Origin of the sequence: Sinosporangium album, from assembly GCF_900100605.1 — a bacterium.
In the GTDB taxonomy this organism is placed as follows: Bacteria; Actinomycetota; Actinomycetes; order Streptosporangiales; family Streptosporangiaceae; genus Sinosporangium; species Sinosporangium album.
In genome coordinates this window covers 82,401-106,318 of record NZ_FNCN01000010.1, presented here as the reverse complement: position 1 = coordinate 106,318, position 23,918 = coordinate 82,401, and the positions used below count along the sequence as shown (strand labels likewise).

15 protein-coding genes are annotated in these 23,918 nt (G+C 69.2%); 11 read left to right on the top strand and 4 right to left on the bottom strand.

The annotated features are described in order from the left end of the window. Positions 1–40: 40 nt before the first annotated feature. The 4 genes from BLQ73_RS12735 to BLQ73_RS12720 all read right to left on the bottom strand — a co-directional run bounded on the left by BLQ73_RS12735 (position 41) and on the right by BLQ73_RS12720 (position 5,325). Complete coding sequence (locus BLQ73_RS12735) at positions 41–1,237, bottom strand: tetratricopeptide repeat protein (protein WP_093170637.1); 1,197 nt, start codon at positions 1,235–1,237, stop codon at positions 41–43. Then, complete coding sequence (locus BLQ73_RS12730; protein WP_093170636.1) at positions 1,231–2,622, bottom strand: ATP-binding protein; 1,392 nt, start codon at positions 2,620–2,622, stop codon at positions 1,231–1,233. Before BLQ73_RS12730 ends, BLQ73_RS12735 begins: the two co-directional genes overlap by 7 nt. 180 nt (positions 2,623–2,802) lie before the next feature. After that, complete coding sequence (locus BLQ73_RS12725; RefSeq protein WP_093170635.1) at positions 2,803–4,353, bottom strand: DUF2079 domain-containing protein; 1,551 nt, start codon at positions 4,351–4,353, stop codon at positions 2,803–2,805. Between the two features lie 60 nt (positions 4,354–4,413). After that, a complete protein-coding gene (locus tag BLQ73_RS12720; protein WP_093170634.1) occupies positions 4,414–5,325 on the bottom strand; it encodes a LysR substrate-binding domain-containing protein in 912 nt (303 codons plus the stop codon). 174 nt (positions 5,326–5,499) lie between these two features. Between BLQ73_RS12720 and BLQ73_RS12715 the strand changes: the two genes are divergently transcribed. The 11 genes from BLQ73_RS12715 (at position 5,500) to BLQ73_RS12665 (ending at position 23,796) form a co-directional block, all read left to right on the top strand. Continuing rightward, positions 5,500–8,400, top strand: coding sequence for an FAD-binding and (Fe-S)-binding domain-containing protein (locus tag BLQ73_RS12715; RefSeq protein WP_245691036.1), 2,901 nt, complete (start codon positions 5,500–5,502; stop codon positions 8,398–8,400). A 39-nt stretch (positions 8,401–8,439) separates the two neighbouring features. Further along, on the top strand, positions 8,440–9,603 hold the full coding sequence (locus BLQ73_RS12710; RefSeq protein WP_093170633.1) for a Glu/Leu/Phe/Val family dehydrogenase: 1,164 nt from the start codon (positions 8,440–8,442) through the stop codon (positions 9,601–9,603). A 25-nt stretch (positions 9,604–9,628) separates the two neighbouring features. Continuing rightward, a complete protein-coding gene (gene hglS, locus BLQ73_RS12705; protein ID WP_245691035.1) occupies positions 9,629–11,026 on the top strand; it encodes a 2-oxoadipate dioxygenase/decarboxylase in 1,398 nt (465 codons plus the stop codon). Positions 11,027–11,091: 65 nt separating this feature from the next. Further along, positions 11,092–12,627: an L-piperidine-6-carboxylate dehydrogenase gene (amaB, locus tag BLQ73_RS12700; protein ID WP_093170631.1), complete on the top strand. Its 1,536-nt coding sequence runs from the start codon at positions 11,092–11,094 to the stop codon at positions 12,625–12,627. Between the two features lie 164 nt (positions 12,628–12,791). Then, positions 12,792–13,913 (top strand): phosphotriesterase family protein, encoded by a 1,122-nt coding sequence (locus BLQ73_RS12695; RefSeq protein WP_093170630.1) that lies wholly within the window; start codon positions 12,792–12,794, stop codon positions 13,911–13,913. 8 nt (positions 13,914–13,921) lie between these two features. Next, a complete protein-coding gene (locus BLQ73_RS12690; RefSeq protein WP_093170629.1) occupies positions 13,922–14,677 on the top strand; it encodes a TetR/AcrR family transcriptional regulator in 756 nt (251 codons plus the stop codon). A 203-nt stretch (positions 14,678–14,880) separates the two neighbouring features. After that, complete coding sequence (locus tag BLQ73_RS12685) at positions 14,881–17,934, top strand: aminotransferase class III-fold pyridoxal phosphate-dependent enzyme (RefSeq protein ID WP_093170628.1); 3,054 nt, start codon at positions 14,881–14,883, stop codon at positions 17,932–17,934. 337 nt (positions 17,935–18,271) lie between these two features. Further along, entirely contained in the window at positions 18,272–19,732 is a 1,461-nt protein-coding gene (locus tag BLQ73_RS12680; protein WP_093170627.1) for an amidase, read from the top strand. Positions 19,733–19,755: 23 nt separating this feature from the next. Further along, the gene (locus BLQ73_RS12675; RefSeq protein ID WP_093170626.1) at positions 19,756–20,646 is read left to right on the top strand and encodes an amidohydrolase family protein; all 891 of its coding nucleotides are present in this window, start codon (positions 19,756–19,758) and stop codon (positions 20,644–20,646) included. Continuing rightward, positions 20,643–22,241: a class I adenylate-forming enzyme family protein gene (locus BLQ73_RS12670; RefSeq protein ID WP_093170625.1), complete on the top strand. Its 1,599-nt coding sequence runs from the start codon at positions 20,643–20,645 to the stop codon at positions 22,239–22,241. Before BLQ73_RS12675 ends, BLQ73_RS12670 begins: the two co-directional genes overlap by 4 nt. Before the next feature lie 121 nt (positions 22,242–22,362). Then, positions 22,363–23,796, top strand: a complete 1,434-nt coding sequence (locus tag BLQ73_RS12665) for a gamma-aminobutyraldehyde dehydrogenase (protein WP_093170624.1) — start codon at positions 22,363–22,365, stop codon at positions 23,794–23,796. Positions 23,797–23,918 lie beyond the last annotated feature (122 nt).

Below are 23,918 nucleotides of genomic sequence, written 5' to 3'. Positions count from 1 at the left end.
TCACGACCTCACGACCTCACGACCTCACGACCTCACGACCTCAGGCCGCCTGCCCGCCACGGCCGAGCACTCGCCGTACACCTCCCGCGATCCAGATCGTGGCCAACCCCGCGTACACGCTCAGCAGCGCCGCGGACGCCGACCCGAGGGCCGTGGCCGCGGCGATGGTCACGGTGAGGAGGCCCGCCCAGCCGTAGAGGGCCTTCCGCCCTCGGGCGGAGCCGGTGTGCGCGGCCTCCTGCACGGGCGTGACCAGGGCCATGACGGCCACGCCCGCGGTGCCCACGGCCTCCAGGCCGAGCGCCACCCCGAGCCCGAGCACGGCCGCGCCCGCGACCACCAGCCCGCAGCAGAGCGCGGACACGCGGGCTTCGACGTTCTCGAAGAGCAGCCGGGTGGCCTTGGCCCGGGCCAGGCGCAGCGTGGTCCACGCCTCGGTGACCCACGCCGCCCAGTGCAGCAGCGCGACGAGAATGAAGACGACGATGAGCGGAGGTATCGCGGGCAGCAGGAACACGAGCCGCCCGCCCCGGAACCGCCCGGTGAGCCGGCCGAGCCCCCGGTAGACCGGGTTGCGCTGCTTCAGCGCGGCCACGAGGAGGTCCCTGGCCTGGTCGAAACCGGGGTCGAGCCGCAGCACCTCGCGGAAGGCGTCCGCCGCGCCGCGAGGGTCGCCGAAGGCCAGCGCCGCGCGGCCGTACGCCAGGTGCGCGGTGGCGCTCTCCGGGTTCAGCCGTACGGCGTGCGCCGCGGCGGCCTTGGCCTCCTCCGCCTCCCCGAGTTTGGTGAGGGCCAGCGCCAGCAGGCTCACCAGAACGGAGTTCTCCGGTTCGATGGCCAGGCCGCGGCGTGCCGCCTCGGCCACCTCGGCCCATTCGCTTTTCGCCAGGTGCGCTCGGGCCAGCACGCTCCAGGTCGGCGCGTAATCGGGCTGGAGGGCCAGGGACGCCTTGGCCGCGGCGATCGCGGCGTCGGGCCGGTCGGCGCGGTAGTGGATGTCTCCGGCCATGTAGTGGGCGAACCACAGGTCGGGCGCGAGCCGTACCGCCTCGTTCGCCATCGCGACGGCCTCGGCCGCGTTGCCCTGCTGGACGAGGGCGAGCCCCAGGTAGGAGTGCGCGGTGACGTGGTGCGGGTCCTGGGCGAGCACGCCGCGCAGTTCCCGCTCGGCCTCGGCCGGGCGGCGCATCTCCAGCAGCGTCCACGCCCGCCGCACCGGGTCGGGGGCCGTCACCACGTCGTCTTCATCCAGGGAAGCAGCTCATCCCAGGCGCCGGAGTCGTTGGCGTGCATCACGTAGTTGCGCGCGGTGGCCATCCACTCGCGGACCGCGGTGGCCCGCATGCCCTGCGCGGCGGCCAGTATGTCGGCGGTCAACAGCGGGATGGGACGGCCCGCGCTGAGCGACTGGTGGAGTTTGGCCTCCACCGCCCGGTCCACCACGCCTTTCAGGTCGGCGCCGACGAAATGCTCGGTCACCCGCGCCACCGCGTCGAAGTCCATCTCGGCGAGTGGTTTGTCGCGGCACAGGATGCGCAGGATGGCCGCGCGGGCCGCCGCGTCGGGCGGCGGCACGAACACCGGCTGGTCGAGTCGGCCGGGTCGGCGGAACGCCGGGTCCACATACCAGGGCGCGTTGGTGGCGGCCAGCACGAGGACGCCCTCGTTGGCGTTCTGGTCGACCCCGTCGAGCTCCGCCAGGAACTGGTTGACCAGTTGGCGCGTGTGCGCCTGCCGCATGTCCGAGCGGCGGGCGGCCAGCGCGTCGACCTCGTCGAAGAACAGCACGCACGGCCGGTTGCGGCGGGCCATCTCGAACGTGTCGCGCAGGTTGCGCTCGCTTGACCCGATGTACATGTCGAGGATGTCGGCCAGCCCCACGCTCACGAAGGACGCGCCGAGTTCCCCGGCCGCGGCCCGGGCCAGGTGGGTCTTGCCCGCTCCGGGAGGCCCGTAGAGAAGCACCCCGCCGCCGGCGCGCTTGCCGTACGCGGCGAACAGCTCCGGCTGCTGGACCGGCAGCAGGAGCTTGATCTTCAGCGCCTCCTTCACCGCGTCCATGCCCGCCACGTCCGCGAAGGAGACGCTGGAGCGTTCCGCCCCCACCCCGACCGGCGTCGCGGAACCCGCGCTCTGGTACGGCGAAGCCGGGGCGGCGGCGTACGGCGAAGCCGGGGGTGCCTGGTGCGGCCTCGCGGCCACTGGTGCCGCGGTCACCGGAGGCGCCGACAGCCGGGCTGCCAGCTCGGCGTCGGCCACGGACGGGTCCCGGGAAACCGCCTCGTGGTAGCGGTAGCCCGCCCTGGCCGTGTCGCCCTCGCCCAGCAGCGCCCGCGCCGCCAGCACGCCCAGCCGCGGGGGATAGCCGGGCGTGGCCAGCAGCGGTTCGAGCGCCGCCAGAGCGGCGCCGTGGGCGCCCTGCCGTACGAACGCCTCGGCCAGCCCCGCCGTGATGTCCGCGTCCTTGGGGGCGAGCATGAGCGCGGCCCGGTATTCGGCCTCGGCCTCGGCGAGATACCCCTTGGCGAGCAGTTGCCCGGCGAGGTGGTGCCGCAGGGGAAGGTTGTCGGGAGAGAGACGTGCCGCCTCGCGGAGCGCTTGCAGGCCAGGATCCTCGATCACGTGCCGTTCCCTTCTGGCGGGTTCCGATCAGCCACGAGATACGCAAGATACCGAAATAGACGGACACGCTCGGCGTGGAGGTGATTGAGCGTGTCGGGGCCGCGGGCGGGCCAGAAGGCGGTGGCGGACACCGCGGCGGTGGGGGACGGGCCGCCGAGGGCGTGCCCTTGACGTCAGGGGTCAACGGCACGCCGTCGGAGCACAGAGAACCGCATATCCTCTGTCGGAGAAGACCCTCTGGTAACCGCGCTCTTGGAGGGCCACCACGTCGGAAACCTGCGCGTGAACCGAGGAGAAATGGGGTTGCTTCTCATCGAGATCGGCGACGACCCAGGGCGCTCTCTCCGGTCGTTTCGCGGGTTTCTCCGCCCACGCCACCACATGCGTTCTCGCTGAGATGTGGGGCCCCAGATTATTCGCGCTCTCCACCAGGACGCCGTTCGGAACAACCGCCAACGCCGCGACGGCCGCAGATGTGCGTTCGGATGGCTGATACCACGCAGGTGAGAAGAGGTTTCCCAGTGCGAAGAACGGCACCGTGGCGATCATGGCGCCGGCCATTCCCGCAGGGAGATATGATGCCACGGCATTATGTTTCGCTCCGCGTATTCGGCGCCGAATACGCGCGAGGCCGTCAACCGCCGCACACATGAGCGCCATGATGATGGCGGCGTTGTAATGGTAGGAAGTGCTCCACCAGCCGGACGCCCCCGGGTCGGTGGCCAGCATTCTCATCAGTAGCATCGCGCCCGGCGCGACCATATACGGCGATGCCGGAGAGAGAAAGAGTAGTGGGCCTAGAAGGAGGAGCACGGTCCATGCTTTGGTGTCAGGGCTGAAAAGGGTCGAGACGACCTCGTGGGGTCGGCTGATCATGTTGCTGATCGCATCCCACGGATCGCCACCCCACTGCGAATAATACCAGTAACGGTCTGCCTGTCCGCCGAATGATGGAATGATCAGACGAGTCGCGAGATATACGTAGAGCGCGCCGCAGGCGAATAAGGCGATCCCGAAACCGCGTCTTCCGCGCATCAGCGCCAGTCCGGCACCCAGTCCGGCCACGAAAACCCCCATGTCCTCCTTGACGGCGAGAATGGGGACTACGAAGAAGGTTGCCTGCAGGAGCCTTCCGGCGCTGATTCTTTCGAACATCAGGGCGGTCAGCAGAGGGGCGAACGCATACTCATGAAAGTGGAACGACGCCGCCTCGGCGATCGGCCACGAGACCAAATATGCCGTGGAGATGAGATACGCCGCAGGCGTCGTCAAGGCCCGGCGTGTGAGCACCCAGAGAGGCACGGCGGCCAGGGAGAACAAAGTCGCCTGTGCGACAATGAGGGTCTCCGGGCCATCATAAATCCAATACAGTGGCGCTATCAGGGCCAGTATCGGAGAAAAATGATCCCCTAGAAGCGAAAACGGAGTGCCGGGGGTCTCCCAGTAGCCCTTGACGTGCGATAGAGGGCCGGAGAAGCTCGCATAGCCGCGGACGCCCTGGTCGAATATCACCAGATCATAGATGCCCATGCGGAATGTGTGGAACTTCACCAGTCCCAGAGTTGAGTACGCGGCAACCCCCGCGGCGACCATTAAACTCACGGAAATCGGATGGCGGAAATGGAGAATTCTGCCCAAGGTCGCGGTGAGCCATCGTGTCTGCAAGTGCTCTCTCTCTTGTTCCGGGCTCGTGGTGACGCCATGTGTTGGAAAATGGGCGCGGCTGCTCATGAGCCCGGTTCCCCTGAACGCCCCTTGACGCGGCCTCTCGCGCCGCGTCCGTGCGGCGTGTTACGAGTCGAGAGCGATCACGTTCGGAGCACCCCGTGGAACCGCCTGCCGCAACGTCGCCAGCACGTCGCCGAGCAGAGGATTGGTGTTGGCCTCGCGGTGCAGTGCCAGGACGGTGCGATGCGCCGAGCGGCGTGTCAGGCGTGTGGCCAGAATGCGATCGTCGGGGACATGGGCGAGCGCGGGGACGATGGTCACTCCGAGCATGGTGGCCACCAACTGCCGGACGACGTCGTAATTGTTGCTGCGGAAGGCGACGGTGGGAGTGAATCCCGCCGCCGCGCATAGCCGGGTCAGTGACTGCGCGCCGGCGGTGTCCTCTCGGCTGGTGATCCACCTTTCGCCGGCGAGCGCGGGCAGCTTCGCACTCGGGGCGCGGTGACGGGGCCGCAACAGGAGCAGGTTTTCACGCAGCAAGGGATGGGCGGTGAGTCCCTTGGGCCATTGCCGCGGACTGAGTCCGTACTCATAGACCAGTGCCATATCGAGGTCGCCCTCAACCAGCGGTGGGATCAGCTCGTCGGGCTCGCCTTCTTCGAGCAGGACCTCCGCTCTGGGGTATCTGCGGGTGAACGCCGACAGCGCGGGCGGTACCAGGCGCACGCTGGCTGTCGGGAAGCTTCCCACCCGGATCCTGCCGGTGCTGCCGGTGGCCAGCTCGCGCACCTCGTAACCGAAATCGTCAAGGGTGGCCAATACCCGCTTGCTCAATTCCACCAGGCGATGGGCTGCGGCGGTGGCCCTTATGCCGTGGGGCTCACGTTCGAACAGCGCCAGTCCGGTGTCCTTCTCCAGCGACGAGATTTGCTGTGAGACGGCCGAAGCGGTGTAACCGAGCTCGCGAGCGGCGATCGCGAACGACCCGCTCTCGCACACCTGCCGGAGAGTTACGAGGTGCAGTGGTTTCAGCATGCCGACTCCGTGCCGTCATAAGTGCGGACCAGACGCCAGCAGCATAAGAGTTGCTGGTTCTGGGAGCTCATATGTTTCGGTCTTCTGGGGCTTGGTTTCGGCCCGGGTCAAGCTTCATCGTGGACAGGGTGACCCGGTCCGACCGTGACCGGTGAGCGAGAAGGAGCGTTCACGGTGAGGAGAGCCATCGAGCGACCGCATGGCACCGCGGACGCCGCGGCGGTGATCGCGGTGCTGCGCGAGGCGCGGTGCGGCGAAGTGGCCGCGGACGCCGGGCGGCGTGCTCAGTACGCCGCGGATGCGTCCAACTACCGGCAGGTTCCGCTGGCGGTGGTGTTCCCCCGGCATCGGCAGCACGTGATCAACGCGGTTGCGGCGTGCCGCCGCCTGGGTGTTCCGATCACCTCGCGAGGGGCCGGCACCAGCACCTCAGGTCAGGCCGTGGGCTCTGGGGTGGTGCTGGACTTCTCCCGCCACTACAACCGCATTCTCGCACTCGACGGTGCGGCGGAGACCGCCACCGTTGAGCCGGGCGTCGTCCTGGACGACCTGCAGGCCGCCGCCGCCGAGCACGGGCTGCTGTTCGGCCCCGATCCTTCCACGCACAGCCGTTGCACCCTGGGCGGCATGATCGGCAACAACGCCTGCGGTTCACATTCGGTCGCCTGGGGCCGTACCGCCGACAACGTGCTCGAACTGGAGGTGCTCACCTACCGGGGAACCGTGCTGACGGTGGGGGAGATGACCCAGCGGGAGATCGAGGCGGCCACGGCCGAGGGTGGCGAGCGCGGCCGACTGATCGGCGCGCTGCACCGGCTCGCGATGGAGAACCTCGCGGCGCTACGGACCGGGCTCGGCCGGTTTCCCCGGCAGGTCTCCGGATACGCGCTCGAAAACCTGCTGCCGGAACACCGCTTCAACCTGGCCAGGGCCCTGGTCGGCAGCGAAGGCACCTGTGCGGTGATCCTGTCGGCGACCGTACGGCTGGTGCGTCCGCCGCCGGCGCGCACGCTGGTCGTTCTCGGCTTTACCGATGCCTGCGCGGCGGCGGACGCGGTGCCGGTGCTGCTGGAACACCGGCTGCTGGCCCTGGAAGGGCTCGACCGGGCGCTGACCGACATCGTGACCAGGCCCGTCACCCGGGCGGCGATCGACACCCTGCCCCAGGCGCAGGCGTGGCTGTTCGCCGAGCTCGGCGGCACGGCCGAAGAGGTGGCGGAGTCGGCGCGGGCCCTCACCGCCACCGCCGAGCGGACCGCCGGGTTCACCGGGGCCGAGACCGTCGCCGACCCGGAGCGGATACGGCGGCTCTGGCGCATCCGCGAGGACGGCGCGGGCCTGGCGACCCGGCTGCCCGACGGATCGGAGGCATGGCCGGGCTGGGAGGACGCGGCGGTCCCGCCCGCACAACTGGGCTCCTACCTGCGCGGATTCACCGCACTGCTGGAACGGTACAACCTGCGGGGCGCGGTCTACGGCCACTTCGGTGAGGGCTGCCTGCACGTGCGCGTCAACTTCGACTTCACCACCGAGCACGGCACCTCACTCTTCCGCGCTTTCATCACCGACGCGGCCGAACTCGTCACCGCCCACGGGGGATCCCTGTCCGGGGAGCATGGGGACGGCCAGGCCCGCTCGGAGCTGCTCCCCCTGATGTACGGGCCGGAGATCATCACCGTCTTCGAGCGCTTCAAGGACATCTGGGATCCCGACAACGGGCTCAACCCCGGCATGATCGTGCGTGCCCTGCCGGTGGACGGCAATCTCCGGGTGAGCCCGCGCCGCACCGCCCTGCCACTGACCACTGTGCTGCCGTTCCACGCCGACGGCGGCGACTTCGCCAAGGCGACCCGCCGGTGCGTCGGCGTCGGCAAATGCCGCAGCGTCGAACCCCGCGGTGACGTCATGTGCCCCAGCTACCGGGTCACCCGTGACGAGAAGGACTCCACCCGCGGTCGAGCGCGCGTGCTCTACGAGATGACCCAGGGCGAGGTCATCACCGACGGCTGGCGCTCGACCGAGGTCCGCGACGTCCTGGATCTGTGCCTGTCCTGCAAGGGGTGCAGCGTCGACTGCCCGGTGGGCGTGGACGTCGCCACCTACAAGTCCGAGTTCCTCCACCACCACTACCGCCACCGCCTGCGGCCGGCCTCGCACTACTCGATGGGCTGGCTGCCGCTGCTGGCGCGGTCGGCCGCGCGGATGCCGCGCCTGATCAATGCCATCACCACGTCCAGGTTCGCCCCGCTCCTCAAACGGCTGGGCGGCATCGCCGCCGAGCGCGCCATGCCCCAATTCGCCGAGCAGACCTTCCTGTCGTGGTTCCGTAAACGGCCCTCTCCCGGCCCCGCGCCACGCGGTCCGGTGATGCTGTGGGTCGACTCCTTCAACAACCATTTCTCCCCCGGGGTGCTGCGGGCGGGCGTCGCCGTACTGGAGAACGCCGGATACCAGGTGCTCGTCCCCGACGGCACGCAGTGCTGCGGACTGACCTGGATCACCACCGGCCAGCTCGGCGTCGCGCGCCGCATCGCCCGGCGCACCACGGCCGCGCTACGCCCCGCTCTGGACGCGGGGATGCCTGTGGTCGGCCTCGAACCCAGCTGCACTGCCGCGCTCAAGAGCGATCTGCCGGAGCTGCTCGACGGTGACCCCTACGCGCGTTCACTCGCCCAGGCCACGGTCAACCTCGCCGAGCTGCTGATCGGCGACGCGTCCGACTGGGAGCCTCCTCAGGCCGGGGTGCGGTCTATCAGCCAGACACACTGCCACCAGCACGCGACGGTCGGCTTCGACGCCGACGCCGAGTTGCTACGGCGAATGGGAGTGGACAACACCGTCCTGAACTCCGGCTGCTGCGGGCTCGCGGGCAACTTCGGCTTCGAACGCGGGCACTACGAGGTCTCGGTCGCCGCGGGAGAGCAGGCCCTCCTGCCCGCCGTACGAGCCGCCGCGCCCGGCACCGTCGCGCTCGCCGACGGCTTCAGCTGCCGCACCCAGATCGCACAACAGACCGACCGCACCGCCACCCACCTCGCCGAGCTGATCGCTCAGGCGCTCCCCCCACGGCCCTGAACTCACCGGCACACCGCGTAGACGAAGGAATCACTCACCATGACCGACCCGCTGGCACTCGTGGACGACTGGGGACCCGAGAAGATCGTCGTGGTCTCGCACCGCCGTACAGGCATGAAGGGTGTGCTGGTTATCGACAACACCGCCCGCGGCATAGGCAAGGGCGGAACGCGGATGAGCCCGAACGTCACCGTCACCGAAATCGCCCGCCTGGCCCGTGTCATGACCTGGAAGTGGGCGGGCGTCGACCTCTTCTACGGCGGAGCCAAGGCCGGGATCGTCGCCGACCCGAACTCGCCCGACAAGGAGGCGATCCTGCGCGCGTTCGCCCGCGCGCTGTCCAACGAGGTTCCCCGCGAATACGTCATGGGGCTGGACATGGGGCTCACCGAGAACGATGCCGCCATCATCCAGGACGAGCTCGGCGACCGCGGCGCCGCCGTCGGTACCCCGCAGCACCTCGGCGGCGTTCCCTACGACGAGCTCGGCGTCACCGGCTACGGCGTGGCCGAGTCCGCCGACGCCGCGGCCGGGCGTATCGGCCTGGCGTTGAGCGGCTCCCGGATCGCCATCCAGGGGTTCGGCGCGGTCGGGGCGGCGGCGGCCCAGAGGTTCGACCAGATGGGAGCCGCTGTCGTGGCCGTGTCCACCGCCTACGGCGCGCTGTACGACCCTGCGGGACTCGATGTCGCCGAACTTCTCCGCGCCCGCGACCAGATCGGCGACGGCTTCGTCAAGGAACACGGTCGCGGTACGGCGCTGCCCCCGGGCGCGGAACTGACCGTCGACTGCGACGTCCTGGTGCCCGCCGCCGTGCAAGACGTGATCGACGACGACACAGCCCGCCGGATCAAGGCACGCCTCGTGGTCGAAGGGGCGAACCTGCCTACCTCACCGAGCGCGCAGGAGATCCTCGCCGAGCGGGGCATCACCTGCGTTCCCGACTTCGTGGCCAACGCCGGAGGCGTCGTCGCCGCCGCTTTCGCCATGGACACCAGATACTCCGGTTTCCGGCCCGAGACCACCGTGATCTTCACCGCGATCTCGGCCAGGTTGCGGACCAACACCGAAACCGTCCTTGAAGAGGCGCAGCGCCTCGGGGTCACCCCGCACACCGCTGGCCGAGGGCTGGCCGAGGAACGTGTCCGCGCCGCCATGGTCAGCAGGGGCCGGATCCCGCGGGCCCCTCGGTCCTCGTGGTAGCCATCCCCAACTCGAAAGGCAGCTCATGAAAATGATCGCCCAATGGCGGCTGCGCGCGGCGTTCGCGCAGCGGCTGTCGGAGATGTACGGGCGGGAGGTTCCCGCCTACACAACGCTCGTAGAGGTATCCCGCGAGGTCAATCAGAACGTCCTGCGGCGGGCGGGAGCGGAGGCTGAGCGGCTGGGATCCATCAGCAGGGTCACCGCCGAGCGGCACGGCGCCATCCGGGTCGGCACCCCCGCCGAGCTGCACCAGGTCGCCCGCATCTTCGGGGCGCTGGGTATGCACCCGGTCGGGTTCTATGACCTTCGGGAAGCCGCCTCCAGCGCCGTGCCCGTGGTCTCGACGGCTTTCCGTCCCGTCGAGGCCGGGGAACTGGCACGCAATCCGTTCCGGGTCTTCACCTCCATGCTCACCCCGGCCGATCCCCGTTTCTTCACGCCGGACCTGCGGGAACGGCTGGAGAGGTTCCTCGCGGCGCGGCAGCTTTTCCCGCCTGAGCTGCTGGAGCTCGCTGATCAGGCCGAATGGCACGGGGAGTTGCCGGAGGCCGCAGCCGAACGCTTCCTCCACCTTGCCGTCCAGGCATTCGAGCTGTCCACCGAGCCGGTCGACCGGGCCTGGTACGAGACGCTGGCCCGGGTCTCCGGAGTCGCCGCCGACATCGGCGGCGTGACCAGCACGCATATCAATCACCTGACACCCCGGGTGCTCGACATCGACGATCTCTACCGGAGGATGACCGGCCGTGGCGTTGCGATGATCGACGCGATTCAGGGGCCGCCACGTTGGTCGGGTCCGGATGTGCTGCTGCGCCAGACGTCGTTTCGGGCGCTCGCCGAACCGCGCGCCCTGCGCCAGCCGGACGGCAGCGTCGCAACAGGATCGCTGCGCGTGCGGTTCGGTGAGGTGGAGGCTCGTGGGATCGCGCTCACTCCCGCCGGCCGGGTCGGCTATGACACCCTGCTGGCCAAGACCGACGCCCATCTGGCCGCTTGTCCCGACGCCGATCGCGGCGAGGTCGCCCGATCGATCTGGGAACAGGGGTTCCCCGCCACGGAGCGGGATCTCGCGGTCGAGCGGCAGGCGTTCTTCACCTATGATCCAGTGCTCGACCGCTCCCGCGACGGGCGGAAACCGACGGCCGACCTCGCCACTCTCATCGACCAGGGCTGGGTGCGCGCCGTACCCATCGTCTACGAGGACTTCCTGCCCCGCTCGGCGGCCGGGATCTTCCAGTCCAACCTGAGCGGGAAGGGTTCGAGGAACGACACTCAAGCAGCCGCCCGCTACGACGCCGACCGGCTTTCCGATGAGATCGGACGCCCGGTGCTCGACCCGTTCGCCCTCTATGCGGAACAGCAAGGAAAATCCCTCGAACACGTCGCCCAGGCGTTCGGACTGACCGAAGCCATCAGGTAGCCGTCCCGCCCCGTCCCGCCCCGTCCGCGCGACACCCGACACCCGACTTCGACGGAGAGACACTTATGAGTCAGCAGGTAACCGCGCTTCCCACCACCGAATCCCTGCGCGAGCGCGCGCTGGGCAGCCTGACCCGCCTGGGCGTCACGTTCGAGGAGGGCGACGGCCTGCGGGCTCGGACGCCGATCACCGGCGAGGACCTGCTGGGTCTCAGCGCCGCGACTCCTGCGGACGCCGACAGGGCGATCACCGCCGCGCACGAGGCGTTCCTGTCCTGGCGGACCGTGCCCGCGCCCCACCGCGGAGAACTGGTCCGCAGGCTCGGGGAGCTTCTGCGCGAGCACAAAAGCGAGCTGGCCGAGCTCATCACCATCGAAGTGGGCAAGATCCGCTCGGAGGCGCTCGGCGAGGTGCAAGAGATGATCGATATCTGCGAGTTCGCGGTCGGCCTGTCCCGTCAGCTCTACGGCCGTACCATCGCCTCGGAACGGCCGGGACATCGGTTGACCGAGACCTGGCATCCGCTCGGCGTCGTCGGCGTGATCTCCGCCTTCAACTTCCCGGCGGCCGTATGGGCGTGGAACACCGCCGTGGCGCTGGTCTGTGGCGACACCGTCGTCTGGAAGCCCTCGGAGTTGACCCCGCTGACCTCACTGGCCTGCGATCGCCTGCTGGCGATGGCGGCCGACGAGGTCGCGGTCTCACGCGACGTGCATCGACTGGTGCTCGGCGATCGCGCCCTCGGCGAGCAACTGGTCGACGACCGGCGAATCGCGCTGGTCAGCGCCACCGGTTCGGTGCGCATGGGCCGCGAGGTCGGTCCGCGCGTCGCGGCCCGCTTCGGTCGCTCCCTGCTGGAACTGGGCGGGAACAACGCCACCATCGTCGCCCCGTCGGCCGACCTCGACTTGGCGATGGCCGGGATCGTGTTCGCGGCGGCCGGTACGGCGGGGCAGCGCTGCACGAGCCTGCGGCGGCTCATCGCGCACACCGACATCGCCGACACCCTGGTCGACCGGCTCACCACCGCCTATCGCAGGCTGCCCATCGGCGACCCGTTCCAGGAGGGCACCCTCGTGGGACCACTTATCTCCGGGCAGGCCCACGACGCGATGCAGGCGGCGTTGACGGCCGCGCAGGCCGAAGGAGGCGAGATCCTCACTGGCGGACGGCGCCAGCTCGCCGACTCGGCGGTGAACGCGTTCTACGTCGAGCCCGCCATCGTCCGGGTCACCGAGCAGACCGACATCGTGCGCCAGGAGACCTTCGCGCCGATTCTCTACGTGCAGACCTACCGGACACTGGAGGAGGCCATCGCCCTGCACAACGACGTGCCGCAGGGGCTGTCCTCCAGCATCTTCACCCGGGACCAGCAGGAAGCCGAACGCTTTCTCGCCGCCGACGGATCCGACTGCGGCATCGCCAATGTCAACATCGGCACGTCAGGCGCGGAGATCGGCGGCGCGTTCGGCGGCGAGAAGGAGACCGGTGGGGGACGCGAATCCGGCTCCGACTCCTGGCGCGCGTACATGCGTGCGGCGACCAACACCATCAACTACTCGGGCCGGCTCGCACTCGCGCAAAACGTGAACTTCCTCTGACACCCCGCGGCCACACCCGGCGGCCACACCATGCGGCCGGCCCCGATCAGGTGGACACCCACGATGGCGAGTGAGCGGGGGACATTCCCGACGCGACCCAACAGTGGAAGTGAAACGATCTTTCACGAGTGGTTATTTGTCCAAACGATCGATAGACTAAGGCCATGGCAGATCTTCCGCCGCGGCCGGCTCGTCGCGTTCGCACCGTGCTCGGCGACATCGAGCCCGCCGAGCTCGGGCATACTCAGCCACACGAACACGTCCTGTGCGACATGTCGGCGATCATCCAGCCGTGGGGTCTCCAGCCGGTGGCCGGCGCGCCGCCGTCGAGCCCGGAGCAGCCGGCCGTCGCCCGGGAGTTCCCCGCGTCGGTGCGCGCGAAGGTCGCCGAACCGGTGCGGCCCGACAACTACGACTGGATCCGGCGCACCGTCCTGAACCTCGACAACCTGCGGCTGCTCTCCGAGACGGACGCCGTCGAGGAGCTGTCGCTCTACCGGTCCGCCGGAGGCGGCGCGGTGGTGGACTCATCCTGTGTGGGGATGGGGCGCGACCCGCTCGGGCTGGCCCGGGTGTCGCGTGCCACCGGGGTCCACATCGTGATGGGCAGCGGCTATTACTCTCGCGACTACCACCCCGCGGGCCTGGCCGACATGCCCGTGGACGCCGTTCGGGACGAGATCACGCGGGACGTGGAGGTCGGCGTGGACGACACCGGCGTCCGCGCCGGGGTCGTCGGAGAGATCGGCCTGAGCTGGCCCGTGCATCCGGTCGAGGAGAAGGTGCTCCGGGCGGCCTGTCGAGCGCAGGTGGCGACCGGGGCACCGCTGCAGATCCATCCCGGCCGCCATCCCGAAGCGCCGTTACACGCCTTGCGCACGGTCATGGATGCGGGCGGACAGCCGGAGCGGACGATCATGTCCCATCTCGACCGAACGCTCTGGCGGTCCGACGACCTGCTCGAACTCGCCCGGACGGGGTGCTACCTGGAGCTCGACCTGTTCGGCCAGGAATCCAGCTACTACGCCTTCAACCCCGACGCGCGCCGCCCCAACGACCGCACCCGGATCGAATGGCTGCAGATGTTGATCGAAGCGGGATTCGGCGACCGACTGCTGGTCGCCCAGGACATCTGCCAGAAGGTGTATCTCCGTCGCTACGGTGGTCCCGGATACACCCACATCCTTGAGAGCGCCCTCCCGTTGATGCGGCACATGGGGATGAGTGACGCCGAGATCATGATGGTCACGGTGGACAACCCCGCCGCCATCCTCACTGTGGGATAGTCGAAGCGATGGCCACTACCAACCAGAACGGCGGTAACCGCCGTCCCAGAGGCGGCCGGATCAGGGCCGGCTCCTCGCGCCGGGCACAGTCCGAGCAGACAGAGCTGCACCTCCTTCGCACCGCTACCTGGCTCTTCTCCGAGCGGGGTTTCCACGGCACGGGAATCCGCGACATCGCGGACGCCGCAGGCGTCGCCGTCTCGGCGATGTACTATTACGCGTCGTCCAAGGACGAGCTCCTGGAAGCGGTCATGCGCCGGACTCTTGACGTCCTGGTCTCCAGCGGTGAGGAGACCCTGCGTGATGTCGCGGATCCGGCTGAGCGCCTGGCCGCGGTCATCGCCTCCCACGTCGCCTTCCACGCCCGCAACCCCCGGGCCGCCAAAGTGGCCGACCACGAGTTCCACGCCTTGACCGGGCAGGTACGGCAGGACATCCTGCAGCAGCGGGACGCCTACGAAACGGTGTGGTCGTCGATCCTTTCGGCCGGGGTCCATGACGGCACCTTCAAGGACCGCGGCACCGTGGCACGGCTCGCGTTGCTGCAGATGACGACCGGCGTGGCCCACTGGTATCGCCCGCACGGCGAACTGAAGATCCCGCAGCTCTGCGAGCGTTTCGCCGAGATGGGACTCGCCCTGATGGGCGCGAGTCGTGAAGGACGCGCTCTGGAAGCCTGTGACGTGAATCTACCGGATACCCAACTGCTGCTGCGGCGTGCCGAGCTGACGATTGAGCCGCGCGAAAAGCCTACCGGGCTGTAGCGCCCGCCTCCCCGCGATCACCGGGCGATCACCTTCTCCGACTGCCACGCATACCGGATCCCGTCATGGCCGGACCATGTGCGTGGCAGCGACATTTCTCCGGATAACACCCTTGACATCCTCTTCAATTTGAGCGATCGTTCGAATACATTTCGTCCGTCGAGCGATCGCCGACGACCCTTGAACGCGGGTGGAGAGATGCCATGCATACGAAAGAAGGCCATCTCGGCGGCGGTGAGCGCGCTGATGGCCGAGCCGCGACTTCTCCGACCGACGGCGACGAGCTTGATCAGGCCGCTCGGATCGCGTACACGCTCTACGGCCTGCGGGGGCGCCTGGATCGTCTCCCCGGCGAGACGGACCTGAACTTCCGGTTGCGCACCGCCGACGGCGAGCGCTACGTCTTCAAACTCCACGCTCCGGACACCGATCCGGCGGAGCTCGAACTCCAGGACGCCGTGCTGCTGCACCTGGCGGAACAGGACAACCCACCCCCGGCCCCGCGCGTGGTGCGGGCGCGGGACGGCCGCTCCGCTGTACGGACACCATGGGCCGGCAGCGAGCGCACTGCGCGGATGCTGACCTGGGTAAGCGGGCATCCCTGGGCCGAGGTGACGCCGACGGTGGAGCGCCTGCGTGACCTCGGCCGTCATGTGGCGATCGTCGACCGCGCGCTGGGAGACTTCACCCACCCGGCCATGCGGCGCGAGTTGCTGTGGAATCTGACCAGCGCACCCCGGGTCGCGGCCTTCGCGCCCCAGGTCGCCGACAGACTCCGGCCGCTGGTGCTGGAGGTCTTCGATCGCTACCGTGACCACGTCTTACCGCGGATCGCCGCGCTGCCTCACCAGGTCATCCACAACGACGCCAACGAACTCAACATCCTGGTGGACGACGCCGGCGGCGTCGCGGGACTCATCGACTTCGGCGACGTGGCGTGGAACCCCCGTATCTGCGGTCTGGCGGTGGCGGGCGCCTATGCCATGCAAGGCCATGCCGATCCACTGGGAGAGGTGTTGCCCCTGGTCGCGGGCTATGACGAGGTCTCACCGCTGCAGCCGGCGGAACTTGAGGTGCTGTTCGACCTCATGCGCACCCGGCTGGCCATAAGCGTGTGCATGTCCGCTCACCAGCACGCCAAGGACCCGGCCAATGACTACCTGCTCATCAGCCAGCACGGGGTGACACAGGCACTGCGACGGCTGGCCGGCACCAGCTCCGACCTCGCCCACTTCCGGCTGCGCGACGCGGTCGGTTTCGAGGCCAACCCGCGGGCACGTGCGGTGCGGCGGCATTTCGAGTCCGGTGCGGCCGATCCCATGTCCGTCCTGGGCGAGGACGTCGGCACCGCACGCACGGTCACGCTCGGCTGGAACGACGCGCCGTTCGACGTCGCCCAACCCGCGGATCCCGCGGTCGCATCCGCCTGGGTGCGCGATCACGTCACCCGCGCGGGCGCCGCCTTCGCCCTGGGCCCTTACGGCGAGGACCGGCAGACCCACCAGGCGCGGCAGTCGGATGAGTCCGGCGGCCACCGGCGGTCGGTTCACCTGGGATGCGATCTCTACGCCGACGCGGGAAGCAGCGTGCGCTGCCCGCTGCCCGGCGTCGTGCACGCGGTGGCGGCCGATCCGGCGGGGACGGTCGTGCTGGAACACCGTACAGAGGACGGTGTGCCGTTCTGGACGCTCTACCGGCACCTGGATCCGGTGTCGATCGCCCGGCTCGTCCCCGGCTTCGAACTGGAGGCGGGCGACGAGCTGGGAACCCTCGGCGACGAGGAGCACCCCGGCGGCCGGCCGCCCCACCTGCATCTTCAGCTGCTGACGCACCTGCTGGGCTTCGGTGCCGCCTTCCCGGGTGCGGGGCCGGCCGAGGAGGCGGATCTGTGGATGAGCGTCAGCGCCGACCCCAACCTGTTCCTGGGCCGCGAGGCCGGCGTCGCGACCCGCCCGCGACGCGACGCGGCCGGCATCGCCGCCCGGCGCCGCACGAATTTCAGCAGGGCCATGAGCATCTCCTACCGCGAGCCACTGCATATCGTCCGCGGCGAGGGCGCCTACCTCTTCGACGCTTCCGGCAGGTCATGGCTGGACCTGGTCAACAACGTCTGCCACGTGGGCCACTGTCATCCCCGGGTCGTCGCCGCCGCCCATCGGCAGGCGACGCGCCTCAACACCAACACCCGGTATCTGCACGAGTCGGTCGTCGACTACTCCCGCCGGCTGGTCCAACTCCTGCCGGACCCGCTGCGGGTCTGCTTCTTCGTGAATTCCGGCTCTGAGGCCAACGACCTGGCACTGCGGCTGGCCATGGCCCACACCGGCGCGGTCGACACTCTGGTCCTCGACCATGCCTACCACGGGCATCTCAGCTCGCAGGTGGCCCTGAGCCCGTACAAGTTCAACCGCGCCGGCGGGCGCGGCCGACCGGACACCACGCATGTCTGTGAGCTGCCGGATCCCTACCGCGGGCGGCTTCGGGCCGGGCAGGACGACGATCTCGGCCCCCGGTACGCCGACTCCGTCGCCGAGCGGCTCTTCGCGCTCAACGCAGCGGGGCGGCGCCCGGCCGCGTTCTTCGCCGAATCCCTGCAGAGCTGCGGCGGCCAGGTCGTCTACCCTGGCGGCTACCTCAGCAGCGCGTTCGAACACGTCAGAAAGGCCGGCGGCCTGTGCGTCGCGGACGAGGTGCAGGTGGGCCTCGGACGCGTGGGCCGGCACGTCTGGGGCTTCGAGCTGCAAGGCGTCGTGCCCGACATCGTCACGATGGGAAAGCCGCTCGGCAACGGCCATCCCCTTGCCGCCGTGGTGACGACCCCCGAGGTCGCGCAGTCGTTCGTGACCGGGATGGAGTGGTTCAACACCTTCGGCGGCAACCCGGTCTCCGCCGAGGTGGGACTGGCCGTTCTCGACGTCATGCGTGACGAGGGTCTGCAGGCACACGCCCGCCGGCGCGGCGACCAGCTCCTGAACGGCTTGCGCCGCCTTCAGGAACGGCACCCGCTCATCGGGGATGTCCGCGGCGAGGGACTCTTTCTCGGGGTCGAGCTGAGCCTTGAAGACCGGCGACCGGCCACCGCGCAGGCCGCAGCGGTCAAGGAGGCGGCCAAGGCGCGCGGGGTCCTGCTCTCCACCGACGGGCCGGACGACAACGTCCTCAAGATCAAGCCGCCGCTCGTGCTGACGGCGGCCGATTGTGAGCTGTTCCTCGACGTCCTCGCAGACGCGCTCGCCGAAGTCGAGCAGTCTGTCTGACAGCTGCTTTTCCTCTTTCCTGACTGTCTTCCCAGCTCTTGACATCAGCCCTTATTTGAGCGATCGTTCGAATAGCTTAGGGGCGCTGAGCGATCAGTGGCACCCATGGCGCGATTGGCAGATCGACATGCAACACGTGCGGCGGAAAAGCACTGCGACGGCAGCGATCGCACTGCCCCTGATCATGACCGGCGGGGTGGCCTACCTCTCCATCAGCCACGACCTCGCAGGTGCTGGACAAACCCGAGCATCCCTACACGCGGCTTCTGCGCGCCAGTGACCCCACCCCCGGCCGGCGTCCTGCCCGCCGTCTTGCCCACTTCTCCAAGGAGGCACGATGACCGAGACCCTCCCCCCACACGCCCTCGCGGAGCCCGTCGGCACCGGTCCCGAGGGCTGGCCGAGCGCCACTGAGCTCGCCGCCCGTATCGCGGCCCGCGAGGTCAGCTCACGCGAAGTCCTCGAAGGTTATCTGACGCGCATCGCCGCGCTCGATCCCGCGTTGAACGCCTTCTGCCACGTCGCCTCCGAAGAAGCCCGCAGGGCCGCCGACGTGGCGGACACCGCGGTCTCCGGCAACTGGACGCTGCCACCGTTCCTCGGCGTCCCCATCGCGATCAAGGACCTTCACCCGGTCCGCGGCTGGCCCCTGTGCAGCGCGTCGAACGCCATCGAGCACCACTTCATGGACGCGGACGCCCCGGCGGTGCGTGCCCTGCGCGAGGCCGGCTTCGTATTCGTCGGCGCGACGACGTCGCCGGAGTTCGGCACTGTGTCGGTCACCGAGTCCGTCCGCCACGGCGTCACGCGTAACCCGTGGAATCTCGACCACAGCCCGGGAGGCTCCAGCGGCGGCGCGGCGGCGGCGGTGGCGGCCGGAATGCTGCCGTTGGCCCACGGGTCCGACGGGGCGGGCTCGATCCGCGAGCCGGCCAGCTTCTGCGGGCTGGTCGGGCTGAAGCCGAGCCGTGGCCGTGTCCCGACGAGTGCGCACTACCTTGAGGGCTTCACGACGGAGGGGGTGCTGACCTGGACCGTGGAGGACACCGCGGCGATCCTCGATGTCTTCGCCGCGGCTCCACCGACCGGATGGTACGGCGCCCCCCCGCCCGCCGTGCCGTTCCGCCGGCAGGCCCAGCGCGACCCGGAACGGCTGCGCATCGGGCTCAACCTCCAGCCGGCCTTTCCCGCGGAGGTCGACCCGGTGGCCGAGGCCGTCGTCCGCCGGGCGGCCGATCTTCTTTCCGACCTCGGGCACGAGGTGGTCGAGCAGTCCATCCCGGGGCTCGACCAGGACTGGTTCAAGTCCCGCTTCGACCTCCTCTACGCGACGGGATCGGCCGACTGCGTGGTCATCGACGAGTCCGCCGTCGAGCCGCTCAACCGCACCCTTCGACAGGCCGCGCGCGACACCGACTCCCTCACCTACGTGACGACCGTGCTGGAGCTTCAGCTGCGCTCGGCCGAGATGTACAAGGCGTGGGACGCCGTCGATGTCCTGCTCACCCCGACCAACCCCGTCCTGCCCCCGAGCGAGGGAGCCCTCTGGCAGGGACAGGACACGGATCCGTGGCTGCCGTTGCGGCGGGCGGAGGAGACCGCCTCGCTCACCGTGCTGGCCAACATGCTGGGCCTGCCGGCCATCTCCATTCCCCTCGTCGAGCCCCAGGCCGGCCTGCCGCTCGGCGTCCAGCTCATCGGCGGCCGGTGGTGTGACGGCACGGTCCTCGCCCTCGCGGGCCAACTCGAGCGTGCCTACCCGTGGCGCCGCCGCACGCCCGCCGGACTCCCGCTTTGACCCTGACAACGGAGGAAGAAAACATGTCCCTGCCCCCCGCGGCGCCCGCAACGGTGATCGACTTCCGGGTGCGCGTGCCCAGTGCCACGCGCCCGCCGATCTCTGACGCAGGGGACGTCTACACGCAGTACGAGGCGGTTCTCGACATCGGGAGCGGCTGGCACAAGGGCACGGATGAACTCCTCGCGGAGATGGACGCGGCCGGTGTATCGCACGCCGTACTGCACGCCGAGTACGAACACGGGGACTACGCCGACGCCCTCAACGAGGAGGTCGCCGAGCAGGTCACCCTGCGCCCCGACCGCTTCTCGGGCTTCGGGACCGTGACGCTCGAGCCGATGAACATCATGCGTGCGGTGCGGCAGATCGAGCGCGTGGCCGCGCTCGGCCTGCACGGGATCAACGTCCAGCCGTCGTTCTTCGGCCATGCGATCGACGACCGGCAGATGTACCCGATCTACGCCAAGGCGACCGAGCTGGGGCTGGCGATCGCCGTACACACCGGTGTCAACTACTCGCGCCGCCATCCGATCGAGCCCGAGCGCCCCGTCCGCCTGGACCAGGTCGCGTGCGACTTCCCCGAGGCGACGCTCATCGCCTGTCATGGCGCGTGGCCCTGGGTTCCGGAGATCGTGTCCGTCGCGCGGCGCCACCCGAACGTTCTGATTGACTTCGGCGGCCTGGCACCCAAATATCTTGACGTGCCCGGGTCGGGCTGGGAGATGATGCTGCGTTTCATGGACCGGGTGCTCCGCGACCAGGTGCTGTTCGCCACGGACTGGCCAGTGTTCCCCCATCGGCGGGCGCTGGACGAGTGGCGTGGACTGGGCCTGCGCGCCGAGACGCTCGAAGCGCTGTTCTGCGGGAACGCTCAGCGGCTGCTGTCCGCACGCCGAGAGGTGATCATGGCATGAGCGTGCCCCGTCTGAGCCGGATCACCGACTACGTCGACCACTGGGCCACCCATCGCCCGACGTCGGAGGCTCTGGTCGGGGATACCGGCCGGTGGACCTACGAGCGGCTGCGCGACGATGTCGACCGGTGCGCGGCCGCGCTGCTCGCCGCCGGCCTGCGGCGGGGTGACCGGGTGGCGCTGCTGGGGCATCCGCAGCCGGAATGCTATGTGGTCTTCCTCGCGACGGCCGGCATCGGCGGCGTGTGGGTGGGCCTGAACCCGAAGTACACCTTCGCCGAGCTCGCCCACGTCGTCGCCGATAGTGAGCCGAAGCTGCTGTTCGGCATGCTCGACGCCGACGACCCGACCCAGCCCGAAACGCTGCGCCGGTTACGCGACCTCGGGTCGATGCAGGTGGTCACGCGTGACCGCGAGGTGGCCGGTCTGTCGACCGCCTACCAGGCGTTCGTCGACGTCACACCCGAAGATCGAGGCGACCGTCTGGCGAGCGCCCGCGCGCAGGTCCAGCCGCTGGATCCGGCGGCCATGATCTACACGTCGGGCAGCACCGGCAAGCCGAAAGGCGCCCTCGTGCCGCACACGGGGCTGGCGTACTGCGGTGTCGTGCAGGCCGGGCGATGGTACGGCGACGCAGTGCGTAAGTTGTGCGATCTCCCGCTCAACCACATCGGCGGGCTCGGCGACATCTGCACCTCGGTCCTCACGGCCGGCGGCACCGTGGTCTTCATGGAACGTTTCGACGCCGCCGGAGCGCTGCGCACAGTGGAACGGGAGCGTCTGACTCACCTGTACTGCATCCCGACGCAGCTACTGGCCGCGGTGCAGACACCTGAGTGGTCGCAGTGCGACCTGAGCTCGCTGGAGTACATCCTGTGGGGCGGAGCCGCCGCGCCGTTAAGCCTGCTGGCCACGCTGGCGAAGACGGGGGCGCGGCTGGGCACCAGCTACAGCCTCACCGAATCGACCGGGTCGGTGACCTACACCGATCCCGACGACCCGCTCGACGTGCTGGCCTGGAGTGTCGGACGGGTGGATCCGCACTACGAGGTCGCGCTGCGGCGCTCCGATGGGACGACCGCCGTTCCGGGCGAGGCCGGGGAGCTTCTCATCCGGGGCGACTACGTCACGCGCGGATACTTCCGCAACCCGGAAGCGACGCACGAGGCGATCGACGAGGACGGCTGGCTGCACACCGGCGATCTGGCCATGGAGGAGGCGGGTGGTCGTATCCGGCTCGTCGGCCGGCTCAAGCAGATGTTCAAGTCGGGCGGCTACAACGTCTACCCTCGCGAGATCGAGGCCGCGCTCGAAGAGCATCCGGCCGTCGCGCTCGCGGCCGTCGTCGGCGTGCCCGACGAGCGCTGGGGCGAGGTCGGGCACGCCTTCATCGCGTCGAACGCATCGGTCACCTCAGACGAACTCCAGCGGTTCGCTCGATCACGACTGGCCAACTACAAGGTGCCGAAGGTGTTCTGGCTGGAGCGGGACCTGCCGAAGCTGCCGATCGGCAAGATCGACAAGGTCGAGCTGCGCCGGCGTGCCGTAGTGGCCGTCTCCCTCGACGAGTCGGCGAGCGAGCGGAACGGCCGGTGAGGAACGCCGGTGAGGAACGAGACATCGTGCCGGGGGCGCGCTGGAAGACATTGGGTGAGGCGACCGTGACCATGGGCGCGGGCGATGACCCCACAACGTACATGGCGACCAGGAGACAGGGATGACTGGCAAGCGAGTCCTGCAGAACTTCATCGACGGCGAGTTCACCGATCCGCTCAACGGCGAGTCGGCACCCGTGCTCAACCCCGCGACGGGTGAGACGATCGCGCACGCACCGCAGTCCGATGCCGAAGACGTCGACCGGGCGGTGGCCGCGGCCAAGGCCGCCTTCCCCGCCTGGGCCGACACGACTCCTGGAACACGGGCGCTCGCGCTGCTCAAACTCGCCGACGCGCTCGAGGAGCACGGTGACGAACTCGCCGAGCTCGAGTCCGCCAACGCCGGCAAACCCCTGCATGTGGTGAAGCGCGATGAGATCGGGGGAATGGTCGACAACCTGCGTTTCTTCGCCGGTGCGGCCCGTTGCCTGGAGGGCAAGGCCGCCGGCGAATACGTGGAGGGCTACACCTCGATGATCCGCCGGGAGCCGGTGGGCGTCGTCGGGCAGATCACACCGTGGAACTATCCGATGATGATGGCCGTCTGGAAGATCGGCCCGGCGCTGGCGGCGGGTTGCACGACGGTGCTCAAGCCTGCGCCGACGACCCCGGTCACCACGGTCATGATCGCCGAACTCGCCGCGGGCATCTTCCCCAAGGGGGTCTTCAACGTCATCGTCGGCGGAAACGAGCCGGGCGCCCGGCTCGTCGAGCACCCCGACATCGAACTGGTCTCGCTCACCGGGTCCGTCGACACCGGCAAGTGGGTCGCCGAGCACTCGGCTCGGACGCTCAAGCGGGTCCATCTCGAACTCGGTGGGAAGGCGCCGGTCGTGGTCTTCGACGACGCCGACATCGACGCCGTGATCGAGACGATCTCCGCCTCCGGCTACTACAACGCCGGCCAGGACTGCACCGCGGCCACCCGCGTGCTCGCCTCCTCCAGGGTCTACGACGACCTCGTCGCCGGCTTGGCCGAGAAGGCGAAAGAGCTGGTGATGGGGGACATGCGCTCGCCGGACACGACGCTCGGCCCGGTCAACAGCCTGCGTCAGCGGGAACGGGTCGACGGCTTCATAAGGCGCCGTCCCGGCCACGCGGAGGTCGTCACGGGCGGCCGTACCGTAGCCGGCCCGGGCTTCTTCTACGAACCGACCCTCGTCGCCGACCTTCGGCAGGACGACGAGCTGATCCAGACGGAGGTCTTCGGCCCGGTCATCACCGTGCAGCGCTTCAGCGATGAGGACGAGGCGATCACATGGGCCAACGACACGCCCTACGGCCTTGCCTCCTCGGTCTGGACGCGTGACATCGGCCGCGCCCTGCGCCTGTCGAAGGCCCTGCGCTTCGGCTGCGTGTGGATCAACGACCACTTCCCGCTCGCGTCCGAGATGCCGCACGGCGGGTACAAGCAGTCCGGCTACGGCAAGGACCTCTCGGCCTACTCACTCGAGGACTACACGCACGTCAAGCACGTGATGGCCAACCTGCGTTAAGCATTTCAGCCCAAGACGCGACGCTGTTCGCACGTCGACCGGCAGGCCGGTTATCCCCCCCAGGTGGCGCGCTCAGCCCCCCGAGTGCGACATGCCTAAATGCTTCATCGATTGTTTGAAAT

What these genes read in the sequence shown, in the direction of transcription:
- BLQ73_RS12725 (WP_093170635.1), bottom strand. Translation starts at nt 4,353, where the DNA reads ATGAGCAGCCGCGCCCATTTTCCAACACATGGCGTCACCACGAGCCCG.
- BLQ73_RS12720 (WP_093170634.1), bottom strand. Translation starts at nt 5,325, where the DNA reads ATGCTGAAACCACTGCACCTCGTAACTCTCCGGCAGGTGTGCGAGAGC.
- BLQ73_RS12710 (WP_093170633.1), top strand. Translation starts at nt 8,440, where the DNA reads ATGACCGACCCGCTGGCACTCGTGGACGACTGGGGACCCGAGAAGATC.
- hglS (WP_245691035.1), top strand. Translation starts at nt 9,629, where the DNA reads ATGAAAATGATCGCCCAATGGCGGCTGCGCGCGGCGTTCGCGCAGCGG.
- amaB (WP_093170631.1), top strand. Translation starts at nt 11,092, where the DNA reads ATGAGTCAGCAGGTAACCGCGCTTCCCACCACCGAATCCCTGCGCGAG.
- BLQ73_RS12695 (WP_093170630.1), top strand. Translation starts at nt 12,792, where the DNA reads ATGGCAGATCTTCCGCCGCGGCCGGCTCGTCGCGTTCGCACCGTGCTC.
- BLQ73_RS12690 (WP_093170629.1), top strand. Translation starts at nt 13,922, where the DNA reads ATGGCCACTACCAACCAGAACGGCGGTAACCGCCGTCCCAGAGGCGGC.
- BLQ73_RS12685 (WP_093170628.1), top strand. Translation starts at nt 14,881, where the DNA reads ATGCATACGAAAGAAGGCCATCTCGGCGGCGGTGAGCGCGCTGATGGC.
- BLQ73_RS12680 (WP_093170627.1), top strand. Translation starts at nt 18,272, where the DNA reads ATGACCGAGACCCTCCCCCCACACGCCCTCGCGGAGCCCGTCGGCACC.
- BLQ73_RS12675 (WP_093170626.1), top strand. Translation starts at nt 19,756, where the DNA reads ATGTCCCTGCCCCCCGCGGCGCCCGCAACGGTGATCGACTTCCGGGTG.
- BLQ73_RS12670 (WP_093170625.1), top strand. Translation starts at nt 20,643, where the DNA reads ATGAGCGTGCCCCGTCTGAGCCGGATCACCGACTACGTCGACCACTGG.
- BLQ73_RS12665 (WP_093170624.1), top strand. Translation starts at nt 22,363, where the DNA reads ATGACTGGCAAGCGAGTCCTGCAGAACTTCATCGACGGCGAGTTCACC.